Annotated in this window: 22 protein-coding genes and 1 pseudogene; 15 read left to right on the top strand and 8 right to left on the bottom strand. The window is 44.1% G+C overall.

What is annotated here, in order from left to right; all coding sequences use genetic code 11:
* Positions 1-356 precede the first annotated feature (356 nt).
* Positions 357-1,568: an aminotransferase-like domain-containing protein gene (locus tag PAV_RS29920; protein ID WP_005552195.1), complete on the top strand. Its 1,212-nt coding sequence runs from the start codon at positions 357-359 to the stop codon at positions 1,566-1,568.
* A gap of 255 nt (positions 1,569-1,823) precedes the next feature.
* Here the strand turns inward: PAV_RS29920 and PAV_RS29915 are convergent, their stop codons facing one another.
* A complete protein-coding gene (locus PAV_RS29915; RefSeq protein WP_157267401.1) occupies positions 1,824-2,075 on the bottom strand; it encodes a hypothetical protein in 252 nt (83 codons plus the stop codon).
* 78 nt (positions 2,076-2,153) lie between these two features.
* On the bottom strand, positions 2,154-3,047 hold the full coding sequence (locus PAV_RS29910; protein ID WP_005552194.1) for a DUF2161 family putative PD-(D/E)XK-type phosphodiesterase: 894 nt from the start codon (positions 3,045-3,047) through the stop codon (positions 2,154-2,156).
* A 270-nt stretch (positions 3,048-3,317) separates the two neighbouring features.
* Between PAV_RS29910 and PAV_RS29905 the strand changes: the two are divergent.
* Positions 3,318-3,743: pseudogene (locus tag PAV_RS29905) on the top strand (protein prkA); the annotation flags it as partial.
* Positions 3,744-3,913: 170 nt separating this feature from the next.
* On the opposite strand, the gene PAV_RS36685 reads toward PAV_RS29905, so the two are convergent.
* The 4 genes from PAV_RS36685 to PAV_RS29890 are packed head-to-tail and all read right to left on the bottom strand — an operon-like array spanning position 3,914 to position 5,579.
* The gene (locus PAV_RS36685; protein WP_040737327.1) at positions 3,914-4,093 is read right to left on the bottom strand and encodes a hypothetical protein; all 180 of its coding nucleotides are present in this window, start codon (positions 4,091-4,093) and stop codon (positions 3,914-3,916) included.
* Between the two features lie 2 nt (positions 4,094-4,095).
* The gene (locus PAV_RS37825; RefSeq protein ID WP_420798675.1) at positions 4,096-4,947 is read right to left on the bottom strand and encodes a recombinase family protein; all 852 of its coding nucleotides are present in this window, start codon (positions 4,945-4,947) and stop codon (positions 4,096-4,098) included.
* Positions 4,904-5,197 (bottom strand): recombinase family protein, encoded by a 294-nt coding sequence (locus tag PAV_RS37820; RefSeq protein WP_005552191.1) that lies wholly within the window; start codon positions 5,195-5,197, stop codon positions 4,904-4,906. Before PAV_RS37820 ends, PAV_RS37825 begins: the two co-directional genes overlap by 44 nt.
* Before the next feature lie 10 nt (positions 5,198-5,207).
* A complete protein-coding gene (locus PAV_RS29890; RefSeq protein WP_005552190.1) occupies positions 5,208-5,579 on the bottom strand; it encodes a helix-turn-helix domain-containing protein in 372 nt (123 codons plus the stop codon).
* A gap of 127 nt (positions 5,580-5,706) precedes the next feature.
* Between PAV_RS29890 and PAV_RS29885 the strand changes: the two genes are divergently transcribed.
* The 4 genes from PAV_RS29885 to PAV_RS29870 all read left to right on the top strand — a co-directional run bounded on the left by PAV_RS29885 (position 5,707) and on the right by PAV_RS29870 (position 7,331).
* A complete protein-coding gene (locus PAV_RS29885) occupies positions 5,707-5,907 on the top strand; it encodes a helix-turn-helix transcriptional regulator (protein ID WP_005552188.1) in 201 nt (66 codons plus the stop codon).
* Positions 5,908-6,294: 387 nt separating this feature from the next.
* Complete coding sequence (locus tag PAV_RS29880; protein WP_005552184.1) at positions 6,295-6,555, top strand: hypothetical protein; 261 nt, start codon at positions 6,295-6,297, stop codon at positions 6,553-6,555.
* Between the two features lie 136 nt (positions 6,556-6,691).
* Positions 6,692-6,940, top strand: a complete 249-nt coding sequence (locus tag PAV_RS29875; RefSeq protein WP_005552182.1) for a hypothetical protein — start codon at positions 6,692-6,694, stop codon at positions 6,938-6,940.
* Between the two features lie 46 nt (positions 6,941-6,986).
* Positions 6,987-7,331 (top strand): hypothetical protein, encoded by a 345-nt coding sequence (locus PAV_RS29870; RefSeq protein WP_005552181.1) that lies wholly within the window; start codon positions 6,987-6,989, stop codon positions 7,329-7,331.
* Here the strand turns inward: PAV_RS29870 and PAV_RS29865 are convergent.
* Positions 7,273-7,998 (bottom strand): hypothetical protein, encoded by a 726-nt coding sequence (locus tag PAV_RS29865; protein ID WP_005552180.1) that lies wholly within the window; start codon positions 7,996-7,998, stop codon positions 7,273-7,275. The two genes, PAV_RS29870 and PAV_RS29865, sit on opposite strands and share 59 nt — an antisense overlap.
* Positions 7,999-8,075: 77 nt before the next feature.
* On the opposite strand from PAV_RS29865, the gene PAV_RS35470 reads away from it, so the two are divergent.
* Positions 8,076-8,222 (top strand): hypothetical protein, encoded by a 147-nt coding sequence (locus PAV_RS35470; protein WP_005551945.1) that lies wholly within the window; start codon positions 8,076-8,078, stop codon positions 8,220-8,222.
* Positions 8,203-8,439: a hypothetical protein gene (locus tag PAV_RS29860; protein ID WP_005551946.1), complete on the top strand. Its 237-nt coding sequence runs from the start codon at positions 8,203-8,205 to the stop codon at positions 8,437-8,439. Before PAV_RS35470 ends, PAV_RS29860 begins: the two co-directional genes overlap by 20 nt.
* Here PAV_RS29860 and PAV_RS34010 read toward each other — a convergent pair.
* Positions 8,399-8,743, bottom strand: a complete 345-nt coding sequence (locus PAV_RS34010) for a hypothetical protein (RefSeq protein ID WP_005551947.1) — start codon at positions 8,741-8,743, stop codon at positions 8,399-8,401. The two genes, PAV_RS29860 and PAV_RS34010, sit on opposite strands and share 41 nt — an antisense overlap.
* A 55-nt stretch (positions 8,744-8,798) precedes the next feature.
* On the opposite strand from PAV_RS34010, the gene PAV_RS29855 reads away from it, so the two are divergent.
* The 7 genes from PAV_RS29855 to PAV_RS29825 form a co-directional block, all read left to right on the top strand.
* Positions 8,799-8,999, top strand: coding sequence for a hypothetical protein (locus PAV_RS29855; RefSeq protein ID WP_005552179.1), 201 nt, complete (start codon positions 8,799-8,801; stop codon positions 8,997-8,999).
* A 235-nt stretch (positions 9,000-9,234) separates the two neighbouring features.
* Positions 9,235-10,026 (top strand): rolling circle replication-associated protein, encoded by a 792-nt coding sequence (locus PAV_RS29850; protein WP_005552178.1) that lies wholly within the window; start codon positions 9,235-9,237, stop codon positions 10,024-10,026.
* A gap of 46 nt (positions 10,027-10,072) precedes the next feature.
* On the top strand, positions 10,073-10,435 hold the full coding sequence (locus PAV_RS29845) for a RusA family crossover junction endodeoxyribonuclease (RefSeq protein ID WP_005552177.1): 363 nt from the start codon (positions 10,073-10,075) through the stop codon (positions 10,433-10,435).
* 12 nt (positions 10,436-10,447) lie between these two features.
* A complete protein-coding gene (locus PAV_RS29840; RefSeq protein ID WP_005552176.1) occupies positions 10,448-11,059 on the top strand; it encodes an HNH endonuclease in 612 nt (203 codons plus the stop codon).
* Positions 11,060-11,076: 17 nt separating this feature from the next.
* Entirely contained in the window at positions 11,077-11,991 is a 915-nt protein-coding gene (locus PAV_RS29835; protein ID WP_005552175.1) for a phosphoadenosine phosphosulfate reductase domain-containing protein, read from the top strand.
* Positions 11,961-13,094, top strand: coding sequence for a DNA cytosine methyltransferase (locus PAV_RS32910; RefSeq protein WP_005552174.1), 1,134 nt, complete (start codon positions 11,961-11,963; stop codon positions 13,092-13,094). The genes PAV_RS29835 and PAV_RS32910 overlap by 31 nt, the downstream gene beginning before the upstream one ends.
* The coding region (locus PAV_RS29825) for a DNA adenine methylase (protein WP_005551386.1) at positions 13,091-13,893 on the top strand (803 nt) is incomplete at its 3' end. The genes PAV_RS32910 and PAV_RS29825, both read left to right, overlap by 4 nt.

Below are 13,893 nucleotides of genomic sequence, written 5' to 3'. Positions count from 1 at the left end.
AAATGAGTTATACACATACGTATGATGGCAAGTTAAATGTTACAGTAGCAAGCATAAAGGCATACAAGAATACAAGCATGGAAGGAGATAATGCACGAAAGTTTGCTGTTCCTTAATCGATAGCTAACTAACATGTATTGGGGCATAGATTTCGCTTTCGCTTAAACATATAATTGAAGTAGTGAAACAGCCTGTACGGGTGCTTACACAATGAGAACGATCACTATATAATGTAATTATGATGCCGGATACGCTTACACAGGTGACAAGATTGTGATGACTGCAAATCATACTGACCGTTGCATTAATAATGCGTTGGGTGTATCATTTTTGGAAATAGGAAGGGATGATACGTTATGCAATATAATTTTTCTGCTCGTGTGCGCTCTGTAGAGAGTTCGGTAGTACGCGATATACTTAAACTGACACAAGGCAAGTCGATAATCTCATTTGCTGGTGGATTGCCTGCAGACGAATTGTTCCCGATCGATGCGATTCGTGAAGCTTCTGGGCGTGTATTTAGCCAAGGTCCCCAAGCCTTGCAGTACGGATTGACTGAAGGGGCCGTTGTGCTGCGCGAGAGACTGGCAGCTCGTATGAAGGCGAATCGTGGCATTCAAGCAGAAGTGGATGAGATTCTAGTTACATCAGGCTCTCAGCAAGCGATAGATTTATTCGCAAGAGCGTTGTTGGATCCAGGTGATGTTGTTCTGGTGGAGAACCCAACATATCTTGCATGCCTGCAGGTGCTTGGTTCCTATAATGCCCGCATCATTCCGGTGGAAAGCGATAGCAACGGCATGGTGCCAGAAGATTTGGCTGCTAAGCTGAAAGAGCACAATCCGAAGTTTGTCTATATCGTACCAACGTTCAGCAACCCAACAGGGCGGGTATGGAGCTTGGAACGCAGACAAGCGCTGTTGAATCTGTGCCTTGAGCACGAGGTTCTCGTATTGGAAGATGATCCGTATGGCGACTTGAAGTTTACAGACAATAACGTACCGAATATTGCTTCCTTAGAAGGCAAACCGGAGGAGCGAATCGTTGCATATACGAGCACATTCAGTAAAACGGTTGCCCCAGGTCTGCGTACAGGATGGATCGTTGCTGACAAGCAGGTGATTCGCATGATGGCAAGAGCGAAGCAATCTGCGGATCTTCACTCCAGTGTCCTGGATCAGCTGATCCTAGGCGAGATGCTTCTTCCTGAAGTGTTTGATCTGGATGGACATATTCGCAAGCTGTCTGGAGTATATAAGGAACGCATGGAAACAATGGCGTCCGAGCTGCAGCAAGAAATGTGGAAAGACGCGAAATGGAATACTCCGCAAGGTGGCATGTTCTTCTGGGTAGAGCTTCCAGAAGGTTTGGACGCGCAAGCATTGTTGAAGGTTGCAGTAGAGAAGGGTGTTGCGTTTGTTCCGGGAACTTCCTTCTACGCTGGGGAGCCAAATCGCAATACGATGCGTCTCAACTATTCATTTGCGGAGCCTAGCGTAATTCGTACCGGTATGGAGCGCCTGACAGATGCTGCATCCGAATTCCTTGGCCGCTATTCTGGTGTATAAGTCAGTATACTGAAAATTGAATCTTTCGCAGTTGCACAGAAGTGCAGGTGGAAGCAATGGAATAGATAAAAACAAGCATCCCTTTTGAGGTGCTTGTTTTTTATGGAGTCAGGATAGCGGCTATTTGATACAGAAAGTAAGTGGAATAGGATACTGTCATCAGAATTTGCAACTGTTTTTGATTCTGTTTCTATTTCTGCTCCTGTCCTCGCCCCTTTTCTCTCTTCCGCTGCTTTGGTACACTCTCCCCTTCGCTCAGTTACTGTGGATCGTTGCTGCGATTCCGAATCGTTGTTCTGCGAATTGATTTACTGTGAATTGCTGTTCTGCGAATCGTTGTTGTTCGAATTGATGTTTTGCGAATTGATGTATTACGAATCGTTGTTCTGTAATCACTGTTCTGCGAATCGTTGTTGTTCGAATTGATTTACTGTGAATTGCTGTTCTGTAATCGCCGTACTTCGAATTGTTGTACTGCGAATCGTTGTCCCGCAATCGTCGTACCACAAGTCAACTGACCCAAGGGGATAGTGGAACAAAGGGAGGAAAGGACTACATACGTGCTGAAATCATCCATTTATCTTATTACTGAGATAGTCCGGGCAGCTTCGCGATAATGTTCGCATACTGCGTGACGGCCGTTGTCCCTTCAGGTGTAAGTGTGTAAATACCACGGCTTTGGCGCTCGAACCAACCGTAATAGTTTCGTTGCAGTATGCTCGCCGCATCACCAACTCCCGCTCTGCTGCGCACAACAGCAGCTCGAAGAGGGCCCTCCTGCAAAACATTCGCCACGCGCAGTGCCTTCTCGCGATAGGCCGTGACGAGTGGCTGCTTCGTCGTACCGCCAACATTATAGTCACCGCTCCGCGCATGGAATTCACGAACGAGCCGGGATGTTCTGGCCTTGACCGTTTTAACTGGTTTAGGCTTATATAAGCTCCCTTGCTCTGTGCTTGTCCAGCCAGGAGGATGGCATATAGCCTCTACAAATGGCGCCTTGCGTTTGTAGAAGGTGACGAGAAGGAAGCCTATCCCAAGGCGTTCGCACAACTGACGAAGTCCATGAATAGAGTGGCTGCTTCGGGTTGCTTTTTTGGCAACAGCAACGTATACTGTCGAGGACAATTTCATTCGATCTAAGGCCTGCAGCAGCAGTGTAACATTAAAGGAAGATTTCAGTTCTATAATAATGGGCTCTGCTTCTGGTGCACCTGGGCGGATGGCAACCATATCGCAATGGCGAACCTCGCCGCGAACTTGATATCCAATCGTTTCGAAGTATGCCTTTATAGGGGCATACAGCTCTGATTCCTTGCGGATTGCCCTCGAAAGCTCTGCTTGCTGCTCCTGTTGCTCAAGCCGCCCAGACGACAATGGTTGATTGATGATTAGCTCTGCACTTGACGCTTCGGTCTGCAGATTCTCAGATTTTTTTGCTCTACCGATTCGGGTAGTTGATGCTGTTGATTTGCCCATACCCAAGATATACTCCTTTCCCGATGAAAAAAAGGGGAGCTAAACATCATTATGACTCCTCCTCCCCCTAATTTCCTACTGCTCATTGCTCCATTATATCACGCTCGAGATCTACCTGAGGTTCGGAAGTATATGCAGTAAATTTTCGTGATATTCATAGGCTTGTTCCGCATAGTTATGTAGTACACTAATTTTTTCTCTAAAGTGAGACAGACGCAAAGCGGCGATAATGGCTGAGTTGCAAATCGGGAGCAATGGAGGTTTAAAGGGATGGACATATTCAAACGGATTTCAGAACATCGCGCCGAAAGTGAACAATTGGCCTGGACCGGAACATTCAAACAATATGTCGAGATGCTGCGTCGTGACCCCGCTCCGGCGATGACGGCACATGCGCGCGTGTATGAAATGATTGCGTCGTATGGTGTGGAAGAGGTTAACGGGCAGAAGAGATATAAGTTTTTCGATAAAGAGATTTTCGGTCTCGACCGTGCCATTGAGAAACTGGTGGAAGAATATTTCCACTCAGCTGCCAAGCGGCTTGATGTGCGGAAGCGGATATTGCTCTTGATGGGGCCTGTTAGCGGAGGGAAATCAACGTTGGTCACGATGCTGAAGCGAGGCATGGAGCAGTTCTCCCGAACCGAGCGGGGAGCTATTTATGCAATTAAGGGCTGCCCTATGCATGAAGACCCATGCATACCATAAGTAACCAATTAATTGAATTCGAAATTCGTTATTTCAACCACTGCTGGTTTTGGATATCTTCCAGTTTTTGCAGGCTCCAAAATATCTATGGTCAGAGATGCGAATAGTGAGCGTATCATAGTTTTTTGGTCTCGTACGAAAGATCGTACCAGGTTGTTTTAAGTTTTTATGAATAGTGTTAATTCTTCCTTTGAAACCTCTTCCTCCTCAGCTTCTAAGGCAGATAAAATAATGGCTTTTTCTTCATGCATTTTATCCAAAGAGTCCTTGTACTTCTTTTTATCTATATCACCATCAATGTAAAGTTCCTTAAGTCTATTAATTCGTCCTTCGATCAATGTTATTTCTTTTTCAAGTTGCTCTTTGTCGATTTTTTTTCGTCCTGATACTCTAAATCAAATTCGGGGAGTTCTAGGCACTCGAGTAATGCTTTTTCGATAGATTCTTCTGCGATAACTGGTGCATCACATATCCCCAATTTAAACCTACCTGCACATTTATAGAAACGAAGAACTCCACCCTTTTTTCGATGTTTAAAGGCTCCGGTATAACTCTGGCCACACTTAGAACATTTAGCAATGCCACTAAAAGGATAGTAATTGTCAGATCTAAATGCCACTTGACTTCGTTGTTTTAGTAGTTCCTGAATTTCATCCCATTCTCTTTTCGTTATGATGGGATGGAAATTATCTTGTTTGAACTTTTTGATAATATCTTTCCCTGTAAATTTCTTTTTTGCAAAACTTCTTCTATTCCATCTAACATAGCCAGCATAAATCGGGTTTCTTAGGATATAACGTACAGAAAAATCGCTCCACAGCTCACCCTTCCTTGTCCTGCTTCCACGTTTATTGAGTATCTTAGCAATATTTTGTGAACCAGTCGTCTTATACTTACTGAATATCAATTCGACCCATTTAACCTCATCGGGTACTTGCACCAACTCTTTATTTTCGTTGTATTCATAACCATATGGGGCCGGACCACCATTCCGTAATCCCAGTTCGGAACGCTCCAGCAGATTGTCATAAACCCTTTCTGCTATTGTTTCTCTTTCCCATTGCGCTAGCGTGGCGATGATAGTGATAAAAAGTCTGCCGGTAGCATTAGTGGTATCAAATACCTCAGTGCAGGACCTAAACTTGACATCATTTTGATCCATGATCTTTAGCAATGCGTGTAAATCCGACACGGATCGTACCAATCTGTCTAAACGATATACAAGAAGCACATCTATTTTTTTGTTGCATATCGCTAATCAATTTCTGGAGAGCTGGTCTATTCATGTCCTTAGCAGAAAACCCTTCATCGGAATAATCTGCGACAACGGTCCATCCCTGTGAATGAACAAAACTATTTAGACGTTCATCCTGAGTATGCAATGATATTCCTTCTTCACGTTGCATGTCAGTGGAGACGCGTCTATACTTCCCGACTCTCATGAATGTCCACCTACTTTGTATTTTTGAATGCAAGCATGTTTTCTATCATACTAACAATTAACTGCTTATCTTCGTCCGTGAGTTCTGTTCCGTTATACTCCAATTTCAAATGCTTGATATCTTTTACAGATATGATGTCATCTCGGTGTATTTGTGGTTCTGGAGCTTTTGTCCGCCCAACAAGATAATCTATTGATGTGTGGTAAGTATCGGCAAGGTCTCTAAGTTTATCAACAGGAGGGACGTTTCTCCCTGATTCATAATTTGCAATATTCGTCCTTTTTAGACCAACACGCTCCGCTACATAATCTTGGCTAAATCCATATTTAGCTCGCATTTCTTTTAACCTGTCAGTCAACATATCTTTGCATTCATTTGACATTTTAGTACACACTCCATATTTTTTTGATAAAAAGTTGAACACCACAAAAGAGTGTGCTATGATAGTGACGTCACGGTAAGTCACATTATCAGTCACTAATAGTCACGGAAAGGAGTGGTGAACAACATTGGTTCGTTTAAACTTTCAGTCTGCCCGAAAAGATCTTGATTTAACCCAAAGAGAATTGGCTGAAATTGTTGGTGTTACAGAAAACTACGTTAGACAAATTGAAAACGCAAGACGTCATCCAAAAGCTAAGGTGATGTTGAAATTTGCAAAAGTTCTTGGGCGGCCATCCGAGGAACTTTTTGCAGACTTGATAGACTAAGAACGACTCAACTAAACACATTATAGCACCGTCACTATTAGTGACGCAAGAAGTTATTGTCGGTGTCGTGTTTTTTGTAATAGGACTTGCCTCCAATTGAATATTATATGGCAACTATGAAATGAGGTGGTTGGCATGAAGATCACTCTCACGCCAGAAAAGATGCAACGGTTACTAAAAATCGTTGTGCCGGAAGCTGTTGAAATAATTCGACGGCAAAAGGCGAGTCAAAAAGAGGCAACCGCATAAAGCGGCGGCCTTATAGGTAGACAAGCTTTTTTTGAATTTAATGTGACTTAAAATCACGATTTTGGACACTAATAGGAAGTGTTAAGTGTGATATGGGAGCCGATGCGTTGGACAAGCCCATAAGAAAGGACAAACGGAATGAGAAAAGTTGAAGTAATCACTGGGCAACTTGTAGTTGAGGATGGAATAGTATCCATCCAGCGTGAAGACGGCAGCATGATCAAATTAAGCAAGTCGGATCGCATTGAAGTATTCAACGACGGGAAATTTGAACCGGCACCGTATTTACAGATTCTCGAAAAGGTTGATTCGGCAGGGTGGCCGCTATACGCCGGGCTTTATGCTTCCGTAGAGCTTATGAAGAGCAAGAGCAATCAAAATAAAAAGAAACCCCTGTAACAACAGAAGTTTCAAAAGTGTGCCCAATGGGATGCGACTTTAAACCAATTGAGGCAAATGACTGCTTTTGCGGGAAGTGCGGCTCGAAATTAGATTTCCCGATGAACGCGCACCGCATTGAAAAGGGGATATGAACATGGAACTTAAAACGTACTTACCAAGTGCAAAGCAGATTGATGAAATGAGTCTCGACGTTTTTCAAGATTGGATTTGGCTCGCTCGTAGTGAGTTGCCAAAGCGAGAAGAACAAAGAGATCCGCTTACTCATTTGAGAAAGCGAATCTCTGAGATTGTTGCAGATGAATCTCTGACAGAAGTTCAAAAGGAAGCCAATGTTTTATGTGAAATCAAAAGATACGAGCGGATTATCTTTCAATCTCAATAATCAGAACAGGAAAAAATAATCCAATTACAGGAAATGAGGTGTGGACATGGATGCTCTCGGGAAACGATCGCGCCGAGTGTTTTACGTAGTGATTGCTGGTCTGACACTATCCCTAGCTTTTAATGTTTGGGACAGTATCGAAAAAACTAAGCTCAACCAGCAGTATGCACAGCTGATTGAGCAAAGAAGCGAGCAGATTGAGGAAATAGAAGAATCATTCCAGCTATATCGGAAATTGAACAAATTGTATGACGAAGAAATTAAACGAGGGAACAAAATCAACAACGATAGGGACATCATTAACAAACGGACACAAGATGTGCTTAATAGTCTTATTGATTTACGTGATGAGTTGTATCTTCTGAAGTTAAAGAAGAATGCAACTCAGTGATGAGGGAGTTTATAAGCTTGCTTTTTTCATCTTGGTTAGCGATCGAGTCTTGATGCTGCTCCTCATCCTGCTTCATGCGTTCTCTGTGATGTCTATCAGCTTGTTCAAGCAGAGATTGATTATGTTTTTCACTCTGTTCCATAAGTTCTCGATGTTGCCTTTCAGATTGAATGCTGCTTTGTTCAGCATTGTATTGAGCCTGATAGAAAGTGATGACAGAGATAATTAAGGCTATTATTGCAGCCATGTCTGCGATAGTTAGTTTCTTAACTTGAGCTGGCGAACTTACAGTGATTCCGGTTGTATGTTGAATCTCCTCTTTGATATCCGGAACTTCTGTTTCAACTGATTCAATTAATTCCATTAGTTTTGAAGATAATGAGTCACTTATAAAAAGATGACTATAATCTTGTTCACGAATGAAGTCGGTAACAGCTTCCCATTCCTTTGCTACAGGAAGAAGAGCATCTGAGACTTTAGATAATGCCAAATAATTTGCTTCCATAGCAGTAGCCAAGGCCGAAGCGATAGGGCTATAAGCTTCATTGATTCTGTTTAGTTGGTCTATAACTCTTGTCAAATTAGACGTGTAACCTTGAGTTAATCTATCGATTCTATTAATTATTTCAAATATATCGTGATTCAGAATAAAGATTCCTCCTTTCAATGGTAATTTGGACAATTCCCAACATTCGACAAAGAAAGGTGGTTATCCTTCAAATTCTAACAAGGAGGTGAGGGAGAATGTCAAGAAAGCAATGGCTCCGTGTATGCTGTAATCTTTTACAGATGGCAGATACCACACAATCGCCAAGTGCCCGTAATATGTTCCGCTGGCAGTACGAACAACTGAAAAGGAGGCTGCAGCGCCGTGAACAAACAAGAGGCTAGGAAAAAACATGATGAAGTAATGCATGAATATAAAAAGAGAGTGGATCTCTTCTGGAAATATAGAAAAGCTCGTTCATCGGGCGAGATGAGCGAGCAAGAGTACAACGAAAAAGTTGAGTTGATACTACAGCAACAAGAAGTGATGAAAAAAGAAATCTATGAAACGATGCATGTAGCTATTTTCGGAGATCATACAGAAAATCTTCAAGACGCCTAGTATATTTCCTTAGTGATAACTGTAATGCTTCTTCAGCGGATTGTTCTAAATCAACATAAGTTTCGGCGCTATTTTTATAGAAGCAAAGAACATCATGAAATAAATCAACCTCTTCAAGACTATATTCTTGAACATCAGCGTTTAATCCTTTTTTGAGGGACATAACCAATTCTCTTTGTTTAACCCTTCTCGAAACGTCCTCAACGAATCGGGGAAGGTTCAAGAGATGATTATCGAGGGCAGCAATAAACACCCCTCTATCAAAATCAGTTGCATCGTCAATAATATTGGAAATATTAATCAATTCGGCTCACCTCTCTTTCTAGGCTGATTATACCAATATAGAAGGGAGCTGGACAGTGACAAACGAGGATCTGAAGGAAGCCATGACCAATGGTGAGCCTATAGAGCATCGAGGAATTACATATAACCACATCTCAGCAATCATTTATAGAAAAAGCGAAACGGGCATGTTTATGCAAGTGGAGTTGTTTGACAAAACAGGGAACAGCGTAGTGATAGCACGCCCGAACGAAGTTAAGAGAGTGAATGAGAAATGAATATAGAAATTAAATCGCCCCGATGGACGCTTTTGCAGAAGCGACCACGGGGCGAAGTCAAAGCGGAATGCTATTAATAAACTCCTATTAAGTATAGCAAACTTCGCGGCGACAAAGCAACGCGCTTGTAGCGTTTACGAGCTTGTAATGGGTATTATCATTCCAACGATGGGGTAGTACAACCCTATACACAGGAATAGATATACGGGCAAAACACAGCTGGGGGAATATAGCCGTGAAGAATGTCATGCGAGAGAAGAAGATATATTGTGGCGAGGAGTATATGGAGGTGGACATTTATAATCACACCATCCTCACTCCTTTAAAAAGAGGAAGGGCGAAGAAGAAGAAAGAGAGCCTTCCCAAGCAGAAGAACCTTAATGATAAAAACGCAAAGAGATATTGCAAACTGATAGTGAAAACGAACTTTGGGGAAGAGGATCTGCACGTAATCCTTACCTATGCCATAGAACCAGAGACGTTAGAAGAGGCTATGAAGGAAGTGGCGAACTACTTACGGAGAGTGGCGCACAGAAGGAAGAAAGAAGGATTGCCACCGTTAAAGTACGTTCTCATCACAGAGGGTGGAGAAGAGACGAGGGGAAAGAAGAAGAGGTTCCATCATCATATCATCATGAATGGCGGGTTGGAACGGGATGTGGTGGAGAATCTGTGGAGAAGACCGAAGAAGAAAGGGCAGCAAAAGGGTGACTGGATTGGATATGCCAACACGAAAAGGCTGCAGCCAAATGACAACGGATTAGAAGACTTGTCGGGATACCTCATGAAAGATCCAAAAGGCAAGAAGCGCTGGAGCTGCTCTCAGAATTTGGAGAAGCCAGAATACAGAACCAATGATCACAAATATTCAAGACGGCAAGTAGAACGGATTGTCAGAGATGAAATAGACAACCAACGCTACTGGAAAAAAATATACCCGAAGTGGGATGTGACAGAGGCCAAAGCAGTGTACAACGACATAACAGGGTGGGCAATTTACCTAAAGTTCCGAAGGGCAAGGGAATGATCATATTTCAATGCCAACTATACACATTCGAAAAGAGGGTAAAGGCATGAAAATAGAGATTGAGGGCGAGTTGCCTTCGATGAACGAAATCATAGATGCTGCAAAATCCCATTGGTCAAAGTACAAGGAAATGAAAGAAGTGAACACAAGTCTCGTAGCATGGACAGCGAAAAAGCTTCCTTCCGTCGATAGAGCCAATTACATCATCACTTGGTGGTGTAAGGATCAGCGAAGGGACAAAGACAACATCATGGCAGGGCAGAAGTTTATATTTGATGGATTGAAGGAAGCGGGAGTAATCGGCAACGATGGCTGGAGGCAGATTGGGGATGTAACCCACCGCTTTGAAGTGGATGGGATCAATCCTCGCATCGAGATTGAAATAGATGAAGTGCTGGAAGATTCATAGGGGGCGGGACATATGGCATTCATGAAAAAGAAAAAGAAAAAGAAAGAGCCGCTGCCATGGAGGAAAGACATACTTGCCCACCACAACCACACGCCCACCCGAGCAGATCGGGCAGAGTTCCCCGAAAAGGTTGTTAAAGAGCTAATCGAGGAAGCGGACGGACTTTGTCAATGTGGCTGCGGAAGACCGGATGATGATACACACCACGTTATGCCACGCGGGAGAGGCGGCAGAGGCGTGAAAACAAACGGGATGCGTGTCAATCGAATTTGTCACATACGCATCCAAGATAACGAAGAAGAGTTAGAGAAATGGATCTTAATCTATCGCACAAGGCACGGGAACTATTTTTGGTTCGATGAACAAGATTGGGAAGAACACAATCGAAGACAGGCCGAATTGAAGAAAGCGGAGACAGAAGAACGATTGAAGTTGGAGCGGGTGAATCCGATCTTGGAAATGATGACTGTGGCAACAGGCAGAGGCTTGAAAGCCAAGGAAAAGCGCCTCATAACATCACTGTCAGAAAAAGACGCCAAAACTTTCGACGCGCTCATGAGAGATATTGTGAACGCTTCGGCTCTGCAAGAAAAACCATTCGGATACGGTTATTTTGATGATTGAGTTAGGGAGGGAATAGAGTGAACAACACAGTTAACGTCATCTCGATATCTGGCGGTAAAGATAGTGCAGCAATGTGGATTTATGTAACTAAAGAGCTTGGTATGGAAGTGATGCCGGTATTCGCAGATACAGGCAACGAACACCAGCTCACATACGAATACGTTGACTATTTAGAAGAAAAGCTGGGGCAGATCAGACGAGTGAAAGCAGACTTCAAGGATCAGATCGAACATAAACGGATCACGGTACAGACCAAATGGCGAGATGAAGGCGTATCAGAAGACATCATTCAAAAAGCGCTTGAGGTGCTGCATCCTACTGGTAACCCATTTCTGGATCTATGCATTTGGAAAGGTCGGTTTCCCTCTACAAAAGCACGGTTTTGTACTCAAGAGTTGAAGATCATTCCAATGCTTGAACAGGTCACATTGCCACTTTTGGAATCAGGTCATAAGGTTGTCAGCTTGCAAGGTATTCGAGCACAGGAAAGTCCGGCACGTGCGGCTATGCCAGAACACGAAGATACACCGGAAGGCTTTCACGTATGGAGACCACTCCTACACTGGACGGCTGACGATGTATTCGCAATGCATAGCAAACACGATATAGAACCTAATCCGCTGTACAAGCTTGGGATGTCCCGTGTCGGGTGCATGCCTTGCATAAACTGCAACAAAGCAGAACTTTTTGAGATTGCTCGACGCTTCCCAGAAGTGGTTGAACGGATTGCTGTGTGGGAACGGCTCGTCAAAATAGCGAGCAAGCGTCAAGCATCGACGTTCTTTCCAACTGCGGACGGTCGAGGTGACGGCATATATGACCTGGTTGAATGGTCGAAGACCGCATATGGGGGCAAGCAATACGACCTTATAAAAGCACTGGAATGGGAGGACGTTCCGCAATGTTCGAGTGTGTACGGGTTATGCGAATGAGGAAGCTGAGCCTATTCAGTGGAATTGGTGGGATTGACTTGGCTGCGGAATGGGCTGGCATGAACACAGTTGCTTTCTGCGAAAGGGAGCCATTCCCGCAAAAGGTACTGCGAAAACATTGGCCAGACACGCCCATATATGACGATGTATGTGAACTAACTAGGGAGGTACTAGAACGGGATGGAATCATCACAAATGATCGAACAATTGACATTGTTTCCGCTGGCTTCCCATGTCAGCCATTCAGCCTTGCAGGGAAGAGAGACGGAACAGAAGATGAGCGTTACCTCTGGCCGGAAGTTGTCCGAATTCTGCAAGAAATCAAGCCCACTTGGTTTATTGGTGAAAATGTGCCTGGAATCATCAGTATGGCAAACACAGATGGGAAGCCTCAAGTGGAAGGCAGAACCATACTCCACGATGAGGAAGAAGACATATACGAAGCGCTATATACACAACAAGAAGAATTGTTATTCGGTCGTATCTGTAAAGACCTTGAAGACATTGGATACGAAGTCCAACCGTTTATTATACCGGCTGCGGCTATTGGCGCCTCGCACCGAAGAGACAGAGTGTTCATATTGGGCTACACCAACAGCTCAAGACAGCAAGAATGCAACACTACCTCCAAGTCAGATAAAAAGAGACACGTTGCCAGGGGCGATATTGAGAGAGGCGAGGCTTCGGCCAACACCAACTGCAAGCCAAGACTGGAAACCGATCAGGCCTCTAGCTCCATCCGAAGCGAATGGTACACACGGGACAATGTTGGTAGGTGCCGTAGGGCATCAACATCCGGAGCAGGTAGGTGGACAACTGAATCCAGATTGGGTGGAATGTCTTATGAATTTTCCGATTGGTTGGACGGATGTGGAGCCAACCCATTAGATTCCATAGCGAAATGGATGGAAGAGTATCTACAGCCTGCATTTATGGGACATCCTCAAAATGATTGGGAACCACCTCGTGTAGTGAAAGGAATCAATAGCAAGGAAGGTCGGTTGAAGGCACTAGGAAACGCGGTCGATCCTGTACAGATATTACCTATGATGTACGGAATTAAAGCAATAGATGACTATATGGGCAGGGAGGGGAGAGCATGAGCATACCACGGATATTGCATTATCCAGGTTCGAAGTGGAGTATGACGGATTGGATCGTAAATAACATGCCACGGCATGCAACATACTTGGAACCGTTCCTCGGATCCGGAGCGATATTTTTCAACAAACCACCGTCACCACTGGAAACAATAAACGACCTGGATGGGGATGTAGTGAACTTATTCAGAGTCATACGTGACCGGCCAGAGGAATTATCACGACTCATTCACTGGACACCATACAGCCGCGAAGAGTATTACACATCTTACGAGACGGTAGAAGATGAATTGGAGCGTGCTAGGCGCTTCTTGATTAGATGTTGGATGGCTCGAGGCGCTAAGACATCAGATCGGACAGGTTGGCGCCATATAATCGACCATAATGGGCCACGGCCAGTGCGTCAATGGAATGAAATGCCGGAGAAAATCTTGGCGGTCACCGACAGGTTGAAAGGTGTTCAGCTCGAGCAACAACCAGCAGTGAAATTAATAGAACGACACAACAGGGATGATGTATTGATATACGCAGATCCACCGTACATTCTATCAACTCGCAACAATAGAATGTATCGGCATGAGATGAACGAAGACGATCACCTCGAGCTGCTAGAAGTTTTAGATGCTCATACCGGCTCTGTGTTGTTAAGCGGATATGACCATCCAATGTATAACGAACGACTGAAGCACTGGAAGCGAGAGACACGCACAGCACAGGCAGAAGGCGGGCGAACAAGAACCGAAGTTCTTTGGATTAACCCTGTAGCAGCGGCGCAGGTTGGTCAACTAGTTTTAAATTTCTA

This window comes from Paenibacillus alvei DSM 29, assembly GCF_000293805.1.
GTDB lineage: Bacteria > Bacillota > Bacilli > Paenibacillales > Paenibacillaceae > Paenibacillus_B > Paenibacillus_B alvei.
The sequence above is the reverse complement of the archived record's forward strand: the minus strand, read 5'-3'. Positions and strand labels throughout refer to the sequence as shown.

Coding starts and splice junctions, on each gene's coding strand:
- PAV_RS29920 (WP_005552195.1), top strand. CDS start 357: ATGCAATATAATTTTTCTGCTCGTGTGCGCTCTGTAGAGAGTTCGGTA.
- PAV_RS29910 (WP_005552194.1), bottom strand. CDS start 3,047: ATGGGCAAATCAACAGCATCAACTACCCGAATCGGTAGAGCAAAAAAA.
- PAV_RS37820 (WP_005552191.1), bottom strand. CDS start 5,197: ATGAGAGTCGGGAAGTATAGACGCGTCTCCACTGACATGCAACGTGAA.
- PAV_RS29890 (WP_005552190.1), bottom strand. CDS start 5,579: ATGTCAAATGAATGCAAAGATATGTTGACTGACAGGTTAAAAGAAATG.
- PAV_RS29880 (WP_005552184.1), top strand. CDS start 6,295: ATGAGAAAAGTTGAAGTAATCACTGGGCAACTTGTAGTTGAGGATGGA.
- PAV_RS29875 (WP_005552182.1), top strand. CDS start 6,692: ATGGAACTTAAAACGTACTTACCAAGTGCAAAGCAGATTGATGAAATG.
- PAV_RS29870 (WP_005552181.1), top strand. CDS start 6,987: ATGGATGCTCTCGGGAAACGATCGCGCCGAGTGTTTTACGTAGTGATT.
- PAV_RS35470 (WP_005551945.1), top strand. CDS start 8,076: ATGTCAAGAAAGCAATGGCTCCGTGTATGCTGTAATCTTTTACAGATG.
- PAV_RS29845 (WP_005552177.1), top strand. CDS start 10,073: ATGAAAATAGAGATTGAGGGCGAGTTGCCTTCGATGAACGAAATCATA.
- PAV_RS29840 (WP_005552176.1), top strand. CDS start 10,448: ATGGCATTCATGAAAAAGAAAAAGAAAAAGAAAGAGCCGCTGCCATGG.
- PAV_RS32910 (WP_005552174.1), top strand. CDS start 11,961: ATGTTCGAGTGTGTACGGGTTATGCGAATGAGGAAGCTGAGCCTATTC.